The organism is Micromonospora sp. NBC_01699, from assembly GCF_036250065.1.
GTDB lineage: Bacteria > Actinomycetota > Actinomycetes > Mycobacteriales > Micromonosporaceae > Micromonospora_G.
The window spans coordinates 4,289,939-4,305,646 of record NZ_CP109199.1 but is presented as its reverse complement, the minus strand read 5'-3'; the positions used below and the strand labels follow the sequence as shown (position 1 = coordinate 4,305,646).

The window sequence follows — 15,708 nt, the reverse complement described above, 5'->3', positions numbered from 1 at the left end:
GTCAGCTCTTCGGCCGGAGTGCGTTGACGCGGGTGACCGACTGATCGATTCGAGCCTCGGTGAGGCGCCCCGTCCGGACCAGGTTGACGACATTGTCGAGTGTCTCGTCGACGATCTTCGTGTCGTACACCTGTTGGTTTCCGAACACGAGCAGATCGAGGCCGGCTTCGAGCGCCAGCGCGACCGACTCGTCCCGGCCGAACTTGCTCGTGATGGCGACGGCCTGCATGTCGTCGCTGACCACGGGACCCTTCCAGCCCAACTCACCACGGAGCAGGTCCGTGACGACCGCCGGCGACAGTGACGCGGGAAGGTTCGGATCGAGTTGCCGGATGAGCAGGTGTGCGACCAGGACCGAGTCGGCGGTTCCGCTGTCGATCAGCTTTCGGAAGGGTTCGAGTTCGGTCCGCTTCCAGGTACTGCTGACATCCACGACGGCGAAGTCCGTGTTCCCGGTGGCGCTGCCGAAGCCCGGAAAATGTTTGATGCTCGTCCTGACGCCGGCCGCGCGGTGGACCCGGATCTCCTCGGTGGCGTTCGTGACGACGACGTCGGCATTGGCGGAGAAACTGCGGTCGAGCTTGCCGATCGCGGGATTGTTCGGGTTCAGGTCCAGGTCGACCACGGGCGCGTAGTTGAGGTTGACGCCGATCGACGTGAGGTCGCGTACCAGGCCCTGGGCCCACATCCGGGTGGTCGACGGCGAGTTCGCGGCGCCGATCTCGGCCTGCGAACGGGTGGCGGGGAAGCCGTTGGTCGGGTTGAGTCGGGCCACCCGGCCGCCTTCCTGGTCGATCGAGACGATGAGCCGTCCGGGCGACGCTTGCCGCAGGGACCTGACGAGGGCGGTGACCTGACCCGGTGAGGTGATGTTGCGCGGGGCGTCCGTCTTCAGGTCACGGTCGAACAGGATGACCCCGCCGAGGCCGTTCCGGACCGCCTTCACTATCCAGTCGGCGCCGACCGCCTCGCCTCGGAAGCCGACCACGAGCAGGCTCGCGATCTTCCGGCGGAGCGCGGCCTCGTCGAACGTCGCGGTCCCGGTCGGCTGGGAGGTCGACAGTCGGGGCGAGGCCGCCACCGGACGCGTCGGTGTCTTCGCCGTGGACGACCCGCAGCCGGCGAGGCCCGCCGCCACCGCGGCCGAGCCGATGCCCGTGAGCAGCAGCCGGCGAGTCAGCTGAGCGTCCGTCACGTTTCCCACGCTACGGCCGGTCGCCGGGCTTCGCGGCCATATCGCGCCTCTTCGACAGGCGGCTCGCCCCGGCACCGGTTGTGCGGGTTGAAAGGTCGATCGCGTACGGGCGGCCGGCACGGCGATGGCCCAGCGGTGACGGCGGTACGGGCATGATCCCGACCACAGCCACGGGCGGTTACGGGACCTCCGTAACTACCGTTTCCGGTACGTACACCCGGCGGGCGTACGTCAGCCCCGGTGACGGCAGGTGAACCCTTGGACCACCCCTCGAACCACGTGTGGCACTACTCGGCGGCGTACCTCGGCGGCGGTTTTCTCCCCTGGCTCGCGATAGTGGTCGGGGCGCTGGTCCTGCTGCTGCTCCTCCCCGTGCTGGTGGTGTACGCGTGGCCGCTGCGCAGCGGACGGCTGCGGCGGGTGCTGGTCGAGTCGCCCGACTACGACACTGTTGTCGCCCGCGCCGCGAAGATCGTCGCCGCCGACCGGGACGATCCGGCGGTGGCGCCCGAGGCCGGGAGCGTCCTGCTCACCCACGGCACCCGCACCGCCAGAGCCGTCCTGATGCTGCACGGCTACACGGTCTCGCCGGCCCAGTTCGCGAACCTGGCCCGCTTCTACTTCGACCACGGCTACAACGTCTACGTGCCCCGCGAGCCAGGACACGGCCTGGTCGACCGGCGGGCGGAGGGGCGGCTCAACGCGATCGACCTGGTCGGGTACGCGAACGAGTCGATCAACATCGCGGCCGGGCTGGGGGAGGAGGTGGGTGTCGTCGGCATCTCCGGCGGTGCCGTGCTCGGCACCTGGCTGGCCCAGTACCGCTCCGACGTGGTGCGCCGGCTGCTCGTACTCGCCCCGTTCTACGGCGTGAACCCGGCGAAGGCGCCGGGCTATTTGATCAAGCCGCTGACCGTACTGTTCGGGTTTCGTGTCCTGCCCGACCGCCAGGTCACCGGGACCGGCTTCTGGCTCTCCGCACTGTCCCAGTACCTGCGGATCACGATCAACCTGAGGGTGGTGCCGGTCCACGGCGACCTGCGTACGGTGGCCGTCGCGTTCTCCGACAACGACGAGTCGATCGACCGGCGGGCCGCCGTCGACCTGCCCCGGAGGCTGGCCGAGGCGAACAACCTGCCGTTGCGCGTGCACCGGCTGGGCCGGGAACTGGGGCTGGGGCACGACATCGTACGACCGGACAGGGTCAACGACCTGGCCGACGAGCTGAACCGGCTCTACCTCGACCTCTACGAGGGCCACGGCGCCCCCGAGCAAGCCGAGCGGCCCGAGGAAGCCGAGGAAGCCGAGGAAGCCGAGCGGGTCGAGCGGGTCGAGCAAGCCGAGCGGATCGAGGCGGCCGAGCCGGGTGCGGGATTTCGGCGTACCGGATAGACGACCTTGACAACGTCGGACGGCGGCCCGAGAGTCTTGGGTGATTCGAGGGATGCGGCGGCGCGCTCCCGATTCCACTGACGGAGGAGTCGCGCGCCATGCCCCATCCGATCACCCGCCGCACGCTGTTGCGTGTCGGCGGCGCCACCGTCGTCGTCGCCGGTGTGCCGGCCCTGTCGACCGCCGCCCTCGCCGCCGCCGTCGTCCCCGCCGACCTGGTGGTCTACGGCGCCACCTCGGCCGGCATCGTCGCCGCCGTGCAGGCCCGCCGGATGGGCCGCACCGCCGTGGTGCTCGAACCGGGCACCCACCTCGGCGGTCTGACCACCGGTGGCCTCGGCATGACCGACAGCGGCACCCAGTCCGCGATCAAGGGGATCGCCGGCGAGTTCTACCGCCGGGTGCACGCCAAGTACGCCGGAACCCCGGTCACCCCGACCTCACCGGCCCGGTTCACCTTCGAGCCGCACGTCGCCCGTGCCGTCTTCGACGACCTGCTGGCCGAGTCGGGCGTACCGGTCTACTACGGCACCCGGCTGTCCGCGGTCACCATGGCCGGCAACCGGATCACCGAGATCGTCGCCGACAACGGCCAGGTGTTCCGGGGACCGATGTTCGTCGACGCCAGCTACGAGGGCGACCTGATGCACCGGGCGGGCGTGACCTGGACGGTGGGCCGGGAGAGCAACAGCAGCTACGGCGAGACGATCAACGGGGTGCAGCTTCGCAACGGGCACCAGTTCAACTTCCCGGTCGACCCGTACGTGGTGGCGGGCAGCCCGGCCAGTGGGCTGCTGCCCGGTATCTCGGCCGCCCCGGTGGCGCCCAACGGGACCGGTGACGGCCTGATCCAGGCGTACAACTACCGGATGTGCCTGACCCAGGCGGCCAACCGGATCCCGTTCCCGCGCCCGGCCGGCTACGACGCCACCGACTACGAACTGCTGCTGCGCTACGTCCAGGCGGGCTGGACCGGCCCGTTCTTCACCACCCACGGGGTGGGCAACGGCAAGACCGACTCCAACAACAACGGGGCGTTCTCCACCGACTTCATCGGCGCCAACTACGCGTACCCGACCGCGAGTTACGCCGCCCGGGACAGCTTGGCGGCCGACCACAGTGCCTACCAGCAGGGACTGATGTGGTTCCTGGCCAACGACTCGCGGCTGCCGGCGTCGATCAGGTCGGCGACCGGGTCGTGGGGACTGGCACCGGACGAGTTCACCGGCACCGGCGGGTGGCCGCCACAGCTCTACGTCCGCGAGGCCCGGCGGATGGTCTCGGCGTACGTGATGACCGAGCGCAACTGCCGTGGCCAGGAGACGGTCACCGACCCGGTCGGCTTGGCCAGTTACACGATGGACTCGCACAACTGCCAGCGGGTGGTGGTCGGCGGCCGGGTCCGCAACGAGGGTGACGTGCAGATCGGCGTTCCCGCGCCGTACTCGATCAGCTACCGGTCGATTGTGCCGGCCCGGGGCCAGTGCGCCAACCTGTTCGTACCGGTCTGCCTGGCGGCGAGCCACATCGCGTACGGGTCGATCCGGATGGAGCCGGTCTTCATGATCCTCGCCCAGTCGGCGGCCACCGCGGCGTTGCAGGCGATCGACTCGGGCGCGGCCGTGCAGGACGTCAACTACCCGGCGTTGCGCACCCGGCTGCTCGCCGACGGCCAACTGCTGGTCTGGCCGCCGCCGGTCGCCGGCGAGGTGATCCTCGACAGCCGGGCCGGCAGCGGGGTCACCAGGGCCGGCACCTGGTTGAGCAGCACCTCGATCGGCGGCTACTACGGCCCCGACTACGAGCACGACGACAACACCGCCAAGGGCGTCAACCGGATGCGGTTCACCCCGACCCTGCCGTCCGCCGGCACGTACGCGGTCTACCTGCGCTGGACCGCGCACGAGAACCGGGCCAGCAACGTACCCGTGGACATCGTGCACAGCGGTGGCATCACCACCCGCACCGTCGACCAGCGGTCCGCCGGCGGCCAGTGGGTCTCCCTCGGCAGCTACCCCTTCACCGCCGGCACCGCCGGCAGCCTCCTCATCCGAACCGAAAACACCACCGGCTACGTAGTCGCCGACGCCACCCGCTTCGTCGCCGCCTAACCCCCACCCCCCACCCCTCCCACCCCCACCCCACCCCTCCCACCCCCCCCCGCCCCCCACCCCACCCCCGCTCGCGTTGATCTTGCAGTTGTGGCTCCCGGTATGTCGGGTTTGGGATGCTCTGTGAACAACCACAACTGCAAGATCGGCGCGGTGGTGGGGGGTGGGGAGGGGGAGGGGGTGGGGAGGGGGTGGGTGGGGGAGTTAGGGGGGTTGGTGGTTGGCGTTGTGCATGATTTGGAGGGCTACGTCGAGGGTGGCTTGGTGGCGTTCCTCGTTGGTGCCGCGGTCGCGCAGGATCTGCCAGCCGGCGTGGAGCGAGAGGATGGCCATCACCCGGTACAACTGCTGGGTGAGCGGTTCGTCCGGCTCGGCGAGCAGTTCGAAGACGCGTACCATCTGCTCCCGCAGCAGCGTCCCGGCCCGCAGCGTGTTGACCAGCGTCTTGTTCTGTTCGAAGAACAGCAGTACGTCCTCGTGGTGGTGCACGTCGTGCAGTCCGGCCGCGTACCGCCGGACGAACTCCGGCCGCATCAGCTCGGGATCGGGCTGCTGTCGGGCCCACCCGATCAGCTCCTCGACCGCCGCGACCCGTCTCTCGACGAGACTGCTGACGATGTCCTCCTTGGTGGGGAAGTGGTAGTAGAGGGCGGCCTTGGTCACCCCGAGCTGCTCGGCGATCTCCCGCAGCGAGGTTTTGTCGTAGCCCTTCTCGATGAACAACCCGAGTGCTATCCGCTGGATGTGGGCGCGTACCTGCCCGGCGTCGGTGTTGCTCGGGGAGTCCGCGCCGGTTCGGATCCGGTTGCGGCCGCCCGCCGCGGGGGTTGCGGTCCTGTGCTGGTCCATGTGCCCGTGCTCCAACGTCACTGTTCGCCGTCCGGTCCGATGTGCTGGTCGGCCGGTCAGCCGTCCCGGGCGTACGTCAGTGCCGCGCGCACCAGCTCCGCGAGCGGCCGGTCGGGTCGGTCGATCCAGTGCTGGATGGCCGCGCGCACCGCGTTGAGGAACGCGGCGGCGAGCACCCGGGCCCGCAGGGCGGTGTCCGGTCCCTCGGGCAGCCGCCGCAGGATCTCGGTGGTCAGGTCGCTTTCGGCGGCGCCGTAGACCGCGACGAGCTGGGCGGCGAGGCTGGGGTGACTCCGGATCAGGCGGCGCTGGGCCAGCCACACCGGGTCCAGGTTGTCGCCCTCGGCGATCAGCTGCTCGGCGGCCCGTTCCAGCGCGGTCCACGGGCGTTCCGTCGCCGGGCGGGCCCGGACCAGCTCGGTGAGGCGGCGGTTGCGGACCAGGTCGCTGTGGAAGAGCGCCTCCTCCTTGCTGGAGAAGTAGTTCGAGAACGTACGCCGGGAGACGTCGGCGGCGTCCGCGATCGCCTCGACGGTGAGCCGGTCGAGGCCCTCCTCGACGGCGAGCCGGATTGCGGCCTCGTGCAGCGCCTGGCGCGTCGCGGTCTTCTTCCGTTCCCGCCGTCCGGGCGTCGTGTCCACCAGTAGAGGCTACGCTGTCGTGACTATTTTCTCAATGGGAAAACTTGCACAGCGGGCAAGTATCCACGAAGCTGGGATCGGGCGGCGCGTCGGCACCCGGACCCGGATGTGACGAGATGGCGCACGCCGGGCAGGCGGTTCGGAGCCTCACCGAACCCGAACCCGGATCCGAGACACTTTCAAGACTGCTGGAGGCCGCGCGATGAGCGCACCCACGACCACCACGACCGCTACCGGGTCGACCGGTGCGGCGCCGATGAACCATCGGCAGACCCTCGAAGCACTCAGCGGCCTGCTGCTGGTGCTCTTCGTCGCGATGCTCAGCGGTACGGTCGTGTCGACCGCACTGCCGCAGATCATCGGCGCGCTCGACGGCTCGCAGAGCCAGTACACCTGGGTGGTCACGGCCACCCTGCTCACCGCGACCGCCACCACCCCGATCTGGGGCAAGCTCGCCGACCTGTTCAACAAGAAGTCGCTGGTCCAGATCGCCATCGTGATCTTCGTCCTGGGCTCGATCGTGAGCGGTGTCGCGCAGAGCGCCGGCCAGCTCATCGCCGCCCGCGCCTTCCAGGGCATCGGCGTCGGCGGGTTGCAGGCACTGGTCCAGGTGGTGATCGCGGCGATGATCCCGCCCCGGGAGCGGGGCCGCTACAACGGCTACCTCGGCGGTGTGATGGCCATCGCCACGGTCGGCGGGCCGCTGCTCGGTGGTCTGATCGTCGACACGTCGTGGCTGGGCTGGCGCTGGTGCTTCTTCGTCGGCGTACCGGTCGCGGCCATCGCCCTGGTGGTTCTCCAGGCCACCCTGCGGCTGCCGACCGTCCGCCGGGAGAACGTGAAGATCGACTACCTGGGCGCTGGGCTCATCGCGGCCGGGGTCAGCCTGCTGCTCATCTGGATCTCGTTCGTCGACGGCTCCTTCGCCTGGATCTCCTGGCAGACCGCCGCCATGGTCGGCGGATCGCTGGTTCTGTTCGCGCTCACCGTGCTGGTCGAGTCCCGCGCCGCCGAACCGGTGGTGCCGCTGGACATCGTGCGGCGGCGTACCACCGCGTTGTCCATCGTCGCCAGTCTCGCGGTCGGGATGGCCATGTTCGGTGGCGCGGTCTTCCTCGGCCAGTACTTCCAGATCGGCCGCGGCTACAGCCCGACCGAGGCCGGGCTGCTCACCATCCCGATGATGGTCGGCGTGCTCGGTGCCTCGATCGTCGCCGGTCGCATGATCACGAAGAGCGGCCGGGTCAAGCCCTACATCGTCGGCGGCGCGATCGTGCTCGTGGCCGGCTTCGTCATGCTCGGCACGATCGACCACCAGACCTCGCTGCTGTTCGTCGGCGCGGCGATGCTGCTGGTCGGGGTCGGCGTCGGCATGACCATGCAGAACCTGGTCCTGGCCGTGCAGAACACCGTGCCGCTGCGCGACATCGGGGCGGCCAGTTCCACGGTGGCCTTCTTCCGGTCGCTCGGTGGCACGATTGGCGTCTCGGTCCTCGGCGCCGTCCTCGCCCGCCGGGTCACCGACCAGATCACCCACGATCTCGCCGCCGCCGGTGTGCCCGCCTCGGCCTCGGGTGACGCCGGTGGCAGCCTCAACCTCAACGGGCTGCCGGACGCCGTGGCGCACATCGTGCGCAACGCGTACGGCGACGCGACCGGGCACATCTTCCTCATCTCGGCCGCGATCGCGGTGGTCGGCGTCATCGCCGCCGCCCTGCTCAAGCCGATCACCCTGCGTACCAGCCTGGATCTGGTCGAGGTGCCGGACAGCGGCGCGGCCACGGCCACGGTCGGCGCGGCAGCGGCCGGATCGGACGCCGCCGCAACGGAGGGGCCGGGCCCGCGCGGTAGGTGACCTCGGCGCCACCACGCCGGGTGCCGCACCGCCGTGGAGGTGGGGCACCCGGCGCCACGGCACCGGCGGTTCGGAGGTCGGCTCGGCGGCAGCCGGTCAGACCGGTGCGAACAGTTCGTCGCGCCGGCCGGACCAGCCGCCGAGCACCCGCTCCGGATCGCCGTCGAGCACCTGCTCCAGCAGGGTGGCGTAGACGTCGCGGAAGTCGACGGTGTACCTGAGGTCGCCGTCATCCAGGTCGGTCAGGCTCGGCTGTTCGCCGTGGAGGCCACCGCGTACCCCGGCACCGAGCAGGAAGACGTTCGAGGCGGTGCCGTGGTCGGTGCCGTCGGAGGCGTTGGCGCGTACGCGCCGGCCGAACTCGGAGTAGACCGCCACCGCCACCCGGCGGCCCGCCTCGGTACGACCCATCCGCTCGACAAATCCGGTGATCGCCCGGTCCACCTGCCCGAGCAGTACCGCCTGCAACTGCTTCTCGTCGGCGTGGCTGTCGAACCCGCCCAGTGACACGGAGAAGACCCGGGTGGACACGCCCGCCTCGACACACCGGGCCACCAGGTCGAGTTGCGCCTCCAGCGACGTACGCGCACCGCCGGTGGCGGTCGCTGCCGGCCGTTCCGGATCGTCACCGGTGTCGGCTTCCTCTGCCGCGTCGCGTACCTCGGTGATCATCGTGTCGACCGAGCGGAGATCCGCGAAGCAGGCGGCCGCTCGGGCCTGCGCCGGGGATTCGCCGGGGCTGCTGGCCGCGAGTGCGGCCAACGTCCGGTCCGGCAGGCGGCCGCGTCCCGCCCGTCCGGCCACCGGTACGGACGCACCCGCGCTGCGCTCGCCGGCCAGCAGTGGTGGCACCGCCGACTCGAACGAGACCGCGAGCCGGGGGTCGCCACCGGCACCGTCGAGCCACCGCCCGATCCACCCGGTCGTGCCGGGCCGGTCCGGGGTGGCCGTCTGCCAGATGTCCATCGAGCGGAAGTGGCTGCGGTCCGGCTTCGGGTAGCCGACGCCGCGTACGACCGCCAGCCGTCCCTGTCCGAACAGCCCGTGCAGGCCGGTCATCGCCGGGTTCAGCCCGAAGTTGTCGTCCAGCCGCTTGACCTCCTGCGCCGAGTAGGCGATCTCCGGGCGGGCGTCGTGGTACGCCGGATCCGCGTACGGGATGACGGTGTTGAGTCCGTCGTTGCCGCCGTAGAGCGTGACCAGGACGAGGGTGTGGCCGGCCGGGTCGCGGGTACCCGCGGTCTCGAACAGGTCGGACAGCGCGTACGTGCCGGCACCCGCGGCCAGGGCGCTCGCGCCCACCACGCCGCTGGCGACGAGGAACTTGCGCCGGGTCAGAATGTCCACGGGTGACCTCCGGTCAGCTGACGGTGTATTCGGGGCTCACCAGGCCGGCCGCGATGAGCCGTTCCGGGTTCGCGGCCAGCGGTGTCAGGGCGGCGCGGGTACGTTCGGTCCAGGCGTCCACCACGAGCAGCCGGGCCAGCGCGTCGAGCCGGCCGGCCGCCGGTGCCGTGGTGATCCGCTGGACCGCCACCGGGCCGGCCGTACCGGCGAACAGGTCGGCGAGCCGCATCCGGGCCTGTAACGACGAGGTGGTGAGCCAGGCCGCCCCGGCCGGCCAGCCGCCGACGCTCGGCGGTCGCAGCGGCACCTGGTCCATTCCGGACAGCCCGGACTGCACCTGCTTGCGCTGCTGTTCGGTGAGGTCGGCGGGACGGATGCGCAGCTGGCGCATTGCGCCGACCGCCCACTCCACCGGCTGCTTGACCAGCTGCCCACGGGTCCGGACGAAGGCGGGATCGGTGAACATGGCGCGCAGGATCGCGGTGACGTCGGCGGTCGCACCACCGGCGGGAGGCGCGACGCCACCGGCGGGAGGTTCGACGCCACCGGCGGGAGGTTCGACGCCACCGGCGGGAGGTTCGACGCCACCGGCGGGAGGTTCGACGCCACCGGCGGGAGGTTCGACGCCACCGGCGGGAGGTTCGACGCCATCGCTGGGAGGCGTGGCGCCGGCGAAGCGGAACCAGAGCCGGTCGGAGACGAATTCGGCGGCCCGGGGGAGGCCGGCGAGCAGTTCGGCGTACGAGTCGGCGTCGAAGGTGTCGGTCCGGCCGAGGATGGTCTTCGGCTCGGTGTCGTGCCGCTTCGGCTCGAACCGGGCGGTGCCCGACTCCCGGACCACGGTCCATCCGGTCAGCGCCTTTGCCCCGGCCTTCACGTCGTCCTCGGAGTAGTGGCCGATGCCGAGGGTGAACAGTTCCATCAGTTCGCGGGCCAGGTTCTCGTTCGGCGCCCTGCGGGTGTTCTTCTCCCCGTCGAGCCAGAGGATCATCGCGGGGTCGCGCACCATCGCGGCCACCAGTGGCCCGAACCCGTCCCGGCCGTAGCGCCGCAGGGTGTCCAACTGGCCCAGCATGAGCTGTGCGGACTTCACCTTCTGCACGCTGGTGGCCCAGTGACCGTGCCAGAAGAAGATCAGCTTCTCGGTGAGCTGGTGGTCGGCGGCGACCATCCGGTCCAGCCACCACCGAGTGACCTGCTGGGCCTGTTCCGTGCGCTGCTTGTTGGCCTGCTGCCGCTGTTCCCGGCCGGCACCCTTGCCGAGCGTGGCGTGGGGGTCGGGTCCGAGGCGCGGTGCGGGGGTGGCGGCGGCGCCCGCGTCGGTCCCGGCCGGGGTCAGCAGCCGGTCGAGGGTGGTGTCGAAACCCACGCGTACGGCCGCTTCGACCTCTTCGGCGGTGGGGCCGAAGGTCGCGCGGCGCAGCAGGTGGGCTATCGCGTCCGGTGGGGCCATACCGGGACCCTAGGCCGACAACGTACGAATCCGGTAAATGTCCCGTACGAGGCGGGTCCGGCGGGCCGACCGGCGGTTCGGCGTGCCGCCGGTCGGCCCGCCGGTGATCAGTGCCAGCGCAGTGAGGCGATCCGGCCCTGTTCGCCGGAGGCCCAGCAGTGCCCGCCGGGGGTGCAGTCGACCGAGTCGAAGCTGCCGCTGTCAAAGCGTCGCCAGTGGTTTCCGCCGTCGAGGCTGAGGTCGCTGCCGGTCGGCCCGACCGCGAGCGTCAGCCACCCGCCCCGCTTCACCCAGGCCGAGCCGGACCGGTACTCGCCCGGTTGGCTGCGCGCGGGTGTCCAGGTCCTGCCCCCGTCGTGGCTGGTCGCCGCGCCGTCGGGGGCGCTCGCCGGGGTGGTGTAGTCGCCGCCGAGCGCGATTCCGTGCCGGGCGTCGCGGAACGCCAGCGAGTAGATGCCGGCGGACGGCCCGCTCGGGACCGGACTCGCGGTCACCCGCCAGGTCCGGCCCCGGTCGTCGGTGTGGAAGACGCGCGCGGAGGCACCGCCGCCGGTGGCGAACCAGGCTCGGCCGGCGCTCCGGTCGGCGGTCACCAGGCAGGTGCCGCTGGCCGCGAAGGCGAACTCGCCGTCGAGCGCCGCCGGCATGCCGGCGGTCGGCAGCACCTCCCAGGTCCGGCCGCCGTCCGAGGTGGACAGGATGCGGAACCGGCCGTCGACCGGGTCGGACAGGGCCAGCCCGTGGTTGCGGTCGGAGAACGCCAGGCAGTCGTAGAACGCCCGCTCGTCGGTGTTGCGGAAGGTCTCGGTCCAGGTTCGTCCGCCGTTGTCGGTGCGGTAGACCCGTGACTGGTCACCGGGGCCGATCGACAGCGCCACCGCGTGGTCGGCGTCGAACGCCTCGATGTCGCGCAGTTCGAGGCTCACCTCGGCCGGGCCGACCTGCCGCCAGTTGCGGCCGCCGTCGACGGTGCGCAGGACGGTGCCGGCGGCGCCGCTGGCCCAGGCGACCCGTTCGCTGATCGCGGCGAGGCCGCGCAGCCGTACGGTCGCGCCGGTGTCGTGCAGTCGCCAGTCCGGGTCCCGTGGGGTGGTGAAGCCGGCCGTGCCGGTCAGCACGACGACGCCGGTGAGCAGGGTGGAGATCATACGTAGCCGCATGGGTCAGCAACGTACCCGACATCGTCCGACTTGGATGTCCTGCCACTGCCGGCCGGTCGTCACGTACGGGAAAGGTGGCGTACAGCCGAGGTTTCTGCGCTGTGTGTCAGGTATTTGCATATATCGTACCGATCTTGTTTATCGTCCAGGTGTCCGAATGTCGGGCGTAACGTGCATGGAGGATTGATGCGCATCAGGGGAGTCAGATCCGCCGCGGCGACACTGCTCGCGGGTACGGTGGTGGCCGGCGGGATCGCCTTCGCCGGCAGCGCGAGCGCGGCGGAGCCGTCGCAGTTCGTCGTGGTGAACGGGGCGATCCGGACGGCGACAGGTACCCCGGTGCCGGCATCGGGCACGCACGCCTCGCTCTGGGGCAACAACAGCTACGCCACCACCACGATCACCGGCTCGGGTCGGGTGCTGGTCGGCGCGATCGGTGACAACTGCCAGGGCTGGCCGACCATCCGGGTGACGGTCGACGGCACCGCCGTCGGCACCAGCACCATCGTCAGCGCCACCAGCTACGGCACCTATCCGATCGGCGCGGCGGTCGGCGCGGGGCAGCACAACGTCAAGATCGAGCTGATCAACGACTTCCAGTCGACCACCTGCGACCGCAACGTCCACCTGGCGTACGCCCGGATGGAGACGCCCGGCACCACCGTCGACACGAAGTTCAGCTTCGCGGTCATGCCGGACACCCAGCAGGAGGTGCTGAACGCCGCCGACACCCGGTTCCGGCAGCGCACCGACTGGCTGGTGAACAACCGCTCCGCACTGGACCTGCGCTTCGTCACCCACTCCGGTGACGTGGTCAACTGGGACACGCCCGACCACTCGCAGTACACGATCGCCCGCAACGCGATGCGTCCGCTGGAGACCGCCGGCATCCCGTACTCGCTGGCGCTCGGCAACCACGACACCCAGGCGACCGGGGTTGGCGGCTCGGCCCGCGATCCCGCCCGGACCCGCGAACTGGTCCGCGACACCACCGTGTTCAACCAGTACTTCACCTCCGGCCAGTACGGCGCGGTCAAGGGACAGTTCGAGGCCGGCAAGGTGGACAACTCGTTCTCCACCTACGAGGCCGGCGGCCTCCAGTGGCTGGTGCTGACCCTGGAGCTGTGGCCGCGTACGCAGGCGGTCACCTGGGCGAAGAACGTGGTGGCGACGCACCCCCGGCACAATGTCATCGTCGTCACGCACGACTACATCGACGGCAACGGCAACATCGAGCAGAGCGCCGGTTACGGGGCGACCAGCCCGCAGTACCTGTTCGACAACCTGGTCAAGCAGTACGCCAACATCAGGTTCGTCTTCTCCGGTCATGTCGGGATCGCGGGCAACCGGGTGGACACCGGCGTGAACGGCAACAAGATCTACACGTTCCTCCAGACGTTCCACTCGAACACCACCAACCCGGTCCGGCTGGTGGAGATCGACACGGCGGCCAACTCGGTGCGTACCTGGGTCTACGGCCCGTACACCAACCAGTCGTTCACCGAGTACGACCGCTCGTTCAGCGGCCTGGCCCTGGTCCGGTAACCGCGGTAACAATCACGGCGTTTCACGACCGCGGGGCCCGGCCGGGGCTTCGCGGTCGCCGTCGTCGGCGACGTCCGCGTGTCCGGGCCACCAGGCGAGGTGGCCGAGCAGCGCGGTGATCGCCGGGGTGAGGAACAGCGACATCACGAACGCGACGATGACGATGCCGGCCGAGATGGCGAAGCCCATCTGGGTGAGGGTGCTGTTGCCGGCCAGCATGAGCGAGGCGAACGTACCGGCGAGGATGAGGCCGGCGGCGGCGACCGTCGGTCCGGCGTGCCGGATCGCCATCGCGGCGGCGTCGCGCGGGTTGCGCCCCTCGCGGGCCTCCTCACGCAGTCGGGCGACCATCAGGATGTTGTAGTCGGTGCCGAGCGCCACCACGAACAGGTACATGATCACCGGCAGGATGAAGATCAGGCCGGGTTCGCCGAGGCCGTGCTGGAAGATCAGCACGGTGGCGCCGAGGGTGGCGGCGAAGCCGAGACCGACCGAGAGCATCAGGTACCAGGGCGCCACCACGCTGCGCAGCAGCAACCCCAGGATGACCATGATCAGTACGGCCGCGACCGGGAACACGACGGCGTAGTCCCGGTTGACGGCCGCCTGGATGTCGACGAACACCGCGGTGATACCGCCGACGAACGCGGTCGTCCCGTCCGGTGCGGCCGCGTGCGCGGTGCTGCGCAGCGGACCCTTGACGGTGTGCAGCGCGGCCGAGGACTGTGGGGTGTTCGCCAGGGTCACCTGGAAGTCGGCGACCTTGCCGTCCGGCGACAGCGTCGGCTGCCCGACCTGCCCCACGCCCGGCACCTTGACCAGCGCGTCCCGGTACGCCCCGAGCCGGTCGGCCGGCAGCGGAGCGCCGGTGTCCGAGCGCAGGAACACGTTCGACGGCTCGGTGGCGCCGGCCGGCAGGCCCCTGAGCAGTTCCTTGCTCCAGACGTTCGACTCCGACTCGGTCGAGGTCGAACCGCTGCTCAGGTCGAAGTTGGGGTGGAAGCCGAGGGCGAAGACGGCCAGTACGACCAGTCCGGCGCCGGACACGGCCGCGTACACCGCCGGCCGGCGGGCCAGCGACCGGCCGATAGCGGCGAACCGGGCGCCGCGCGGTTCGTGTCGCCACGCGTTCGACGGCCAGAACACCTTCGTGCCCAGCAGTGAGACCACGGCCGGGATCAGGGTGAGTCCGGCGACCAGGGTGGTGGCGACCGCGATGGCCAGCGCCGGCCCGAGGGACTTGAACAGGCCGAGCGTGGACAGGGTCAGGGCCAGGAAGGCGATGATGACCGCGCCGGCCGCCGAGGCGATCGCCTCACCGGCTCGGGCGACCGCGCTGACCATCGCGGTCTTCGGGTCCTCGCCCAGCCGTAGCCGTTCGCGGAAGCGGAACATCAGGAACAGGATGTAGTCGGTGCCGACGCCGAACAGCACCACGATGAGCATGGCGCTCACCGAACTGTCGGTCTTCAGGTCGAACGCCTGGTTGGCCCAGGCGATCAGCCCGGTTGCGATCTGCGAGACCAGGCCGATCACGATCACCGGCAGCAGCGCGATGATCGGGCTCCGGAAGATGATCAACAGCAGGATGATGATCAGACCGATGGTGGCGACCCCGATGATCACGTTGGCCCGGTTCCCGGAATCCTGGGCGTCCAGGTTCTGTGCCGCCGTACCCGTGGTGCCGGCCTTGAGATCCGAGTTCGCGAGCTGGTCCGGCAGCGCCGCCCGCAGCACCTTGACCGCGTCGGGCTGGGCCTGGTCGGCGGGACCGCGCTGCGGGGTCATCTCGACCGCGATGATCTGGATCAACCGGTTGGGCGAGGGCGGGGTCGGCGTGATCGCGACGATGTCCGGGATCCGGCGGTCGGTCAGCGCCTGCCCGATCGCGACCACCTTCGCGGCGTCGGCTTCGGTCAGCGGGCCCCCGTCCCGGCGTTCGAATACGATGATCGCCGATGGGGTCGCCGCCCGAGGGAACGCCTGCTGCTGGACCTCCGCTGCCTTGATCGACTCGTAGTGCGAGGGCAGGAAGGACGCCTCGTCGGTGGTCGCGGTCAGCGTCGGCGCGAACCCGATCACCCCGACCGCGGCGGCCACCCAGGCCACGATCACCCAGATCGGGTGGCGGACCACGAACCGTCCCACAGCAGCGAACAC

At 70.5% G+C, this 15,708-nt stretch carries 11 protein-coding genes; 4 read left to right on the top strand and 7 right to left on the bottom strand.

Annotated features, from left to right (window positions below):
- Position 1: 1 nt before the first annotated feature.
- Complete coding sequence (locus OG792_RS18570) at positions 2-1,195, bottom strand: glycoside hydrolase family 3 protein (protein ID WP_329100543.1); 1,194 nt, start codon at positions 1,193-1,195, stop codon at positions 2-4.
- A 258-nt stretch (positions 1,196-1,453) separates the two neighbouring features.
- Here OG792_RS18570 and OG792_RS18565 point away from each other — a divergent pair, with 258 nt between their 5' ends.
- Both OG792_RS18565 and OG792_RS18560 read left to right on the top strand, forming a co-directional pair.
- Positions 1,454-2,587 carry an alpha/beta hydrolase gene (locus OG792_RS18565; RefSeq protein WP_329100541.1) on the top strand — a complete coding sequence of 378 codons (1,134 nt, stop codon included), beginning with the start codon at positions 1,454-1,456 and terminating at the stop codon, positions 2,585-2,587.
- Positions 2,588-2,685: 98 nt separating this feature from the next.
- On the top strand, positions 2,686-4,698 hold the full coding sequence (locus OG792_RS18560) for an FAD-dependent oxidoreductase (RefSeq protein WP_329100539.1): 2,013 nt from the start codon (positions 2,686-2,688) through the stop codon (positions 4,696-4,698).
- Between the two features lie 204 nt (positions 4,699-4,902).
- Here the strand turns inward: OG792_RS18560 and OG792_RS18555 are convergent, their stop codons facing one another.
- Both OG792_RS18555 and OG792_RS18550 read right to left on the bottom strand, forming a co-directional pair.
- Positions 4,903-5,547, bottom strand: coding sequence for a TetR/AcrR family transcriptional regulator (locus OG792_RS18555; protein ID WP_329100537.1), 645 nt, complete (start codon positions 5,545-5,547; stop codon positions 4,903-4,905).
- A gap of 56 nt (positions 5,548-5,603) precedes the next feature.
- The gene (locus tag OG792_RS18550) at positions 5,604-6,188 is read right to left on the bottom strand and encodes a TetR/AcrR family transcriptional regulator (RefSeq protein ID WP_329100535.1); all 585 of its coding nucleotides are present in this window, start codon (positions 6,186-6,188) and stop codon (positions 5,604-5,606) included.
- A gap of 202 nt (positions 6,189-6,390) precedes the next feature.
- Between OG792_RS18550 and OG792_RS18545 the strand changes: the two genes are divergently transcribed.
- Positions 6,391-8,043, top strand: coding sequence for an MDR family MFS transporter (locus tag OG792_RS18545; protein ID WP_329100532.1), 1,653 nt, complete (start codon positions 6,391-6,393; stop codon positions 8,041-8,043).
- A 96-nt stretch (positions 8,044-8,139) separates the two neighbouring features.
- Here the strand turns inward: OG792_RS18545 and OG792_RS18540 are convergent, their stop codons facing one another.
- The 3 genes from OG792_RS18540 to OG792_RS18530 form a co-directional block, all read right to left on the bottom strand.
- Positions 8,140-9,390: a DUF1501 domain-containing protein gene (locus OG792_RS18540; protein ID WP_329100530.1), complete on the bottom strand. Its 1,251-nt coding sequence runs from the start codon at positions 9,388-9,390 to the stop codon at positions 8,140-8,142.
- Positions 9,391-9,403: 13 nt separating this feature from the next.
- Positions 9,404-10,843 carry a DUF1800 domain-containing protein gene (locus OG792_RS18535; RefSeq protein ID WP_329100528.1) on the bottom strand — a complete coding sequence of 480 codons (1,440 nt, stop codon included), beginning with the start codon at positions 10,841-10,843 and terminating at the stop codon, positions 9,404-9,406.
- Between the two features lie 107 nt (positions 10,844-10,950).
- Positions 10,951-12,003 carry a WD40/YVTN/BNR-like repeat-containing protein gene (locus tag OG792_RS18530; protein ID WP_329100526.1) on the bottom strand — a complete coding sequence of 351 codons (1,053 nt, stop codon included), beginning with the start codon at positions 12,001-12,003 and terminating at the stop codon, positions 10,951-10,953.
- A gap of 186 nt (positions 12,004-12,189) precedes the next feature.
- Here OG792_RS18530 and OG792_RS18525 point away from each other — a divergent pair, with 186 nt between their 5' ends.
- Positions 12,190-13,548, top strand: a complete 1,359-nt coding sequence (locus OG792_RS18525; protein WP_329100524.1) for a carbohydrate-binding domain-containing protein — start codon at positions 12,190-12,192, stop codon at positions 13,546-13,548.
- Between the two features lie 12 nt (positions 13,549-13,560).
- On the opposite strand, the gene OG792_RS18520 is transcribed toward OG792_RS18525, so the two are convergent.
- Positions 13,561-15,708: an MMPL family transporter gene (locus OG792_RS18520; RefSeq protein ID WP_329100522.1), complete on the bottom strand. Its 2,148-nt coding sequence runs from the start codon at positions 15,706-15,708 to the stop codon at positions 13,561-13,563.

Excerpts from the sequence above, each read along its gene's own strand:
- OG792_RS18555 (WP_329100537.1), bottom strand. The coding sequence starts at position 5,547 with ATGGACCAGCACAGGACCGCAACCCCCGCGGCGGGCGGCCGCAACCGG.
- OG792_RS18530 (WP_329100526.1), bottom strand. The coding sequence starts at position 12,003 with ATGCGGCTACGTATGATCTCCACCCTGCTCACCGGCGTCGTCGTGCTG.
- OG792_RS18545 (WP_329100532.1), top strand. The coding sequence starts at position 6,391 with ATGAGCGCACCCACGACCACCACGACCGCTACCGGGTCGACCGGTGCG.
- OG792_RS18560 (WP_329100539.1), top strand. The coding sequence starts at position 2,686 with ATGCCCCATCCGATCACCCGCCGCACGCTGTTGCGTGTCGGCGGCGCC.
- OG792_RS18525 (WP_329100524.1), top strand. The coding sequence starts at position 12,190 with ATGCGCATCAGGGGAGTCAGATCCGCCGCGGCGACACTGCTCGCGGGT.
- OG792_RS18535 (WP_329100528.1), bottom strand. The coding sequence starts at position 10,843 with ATGGCCCCACCGGACGCGATAGCCCACCTGCTGCGCCGCGCGACCTTC.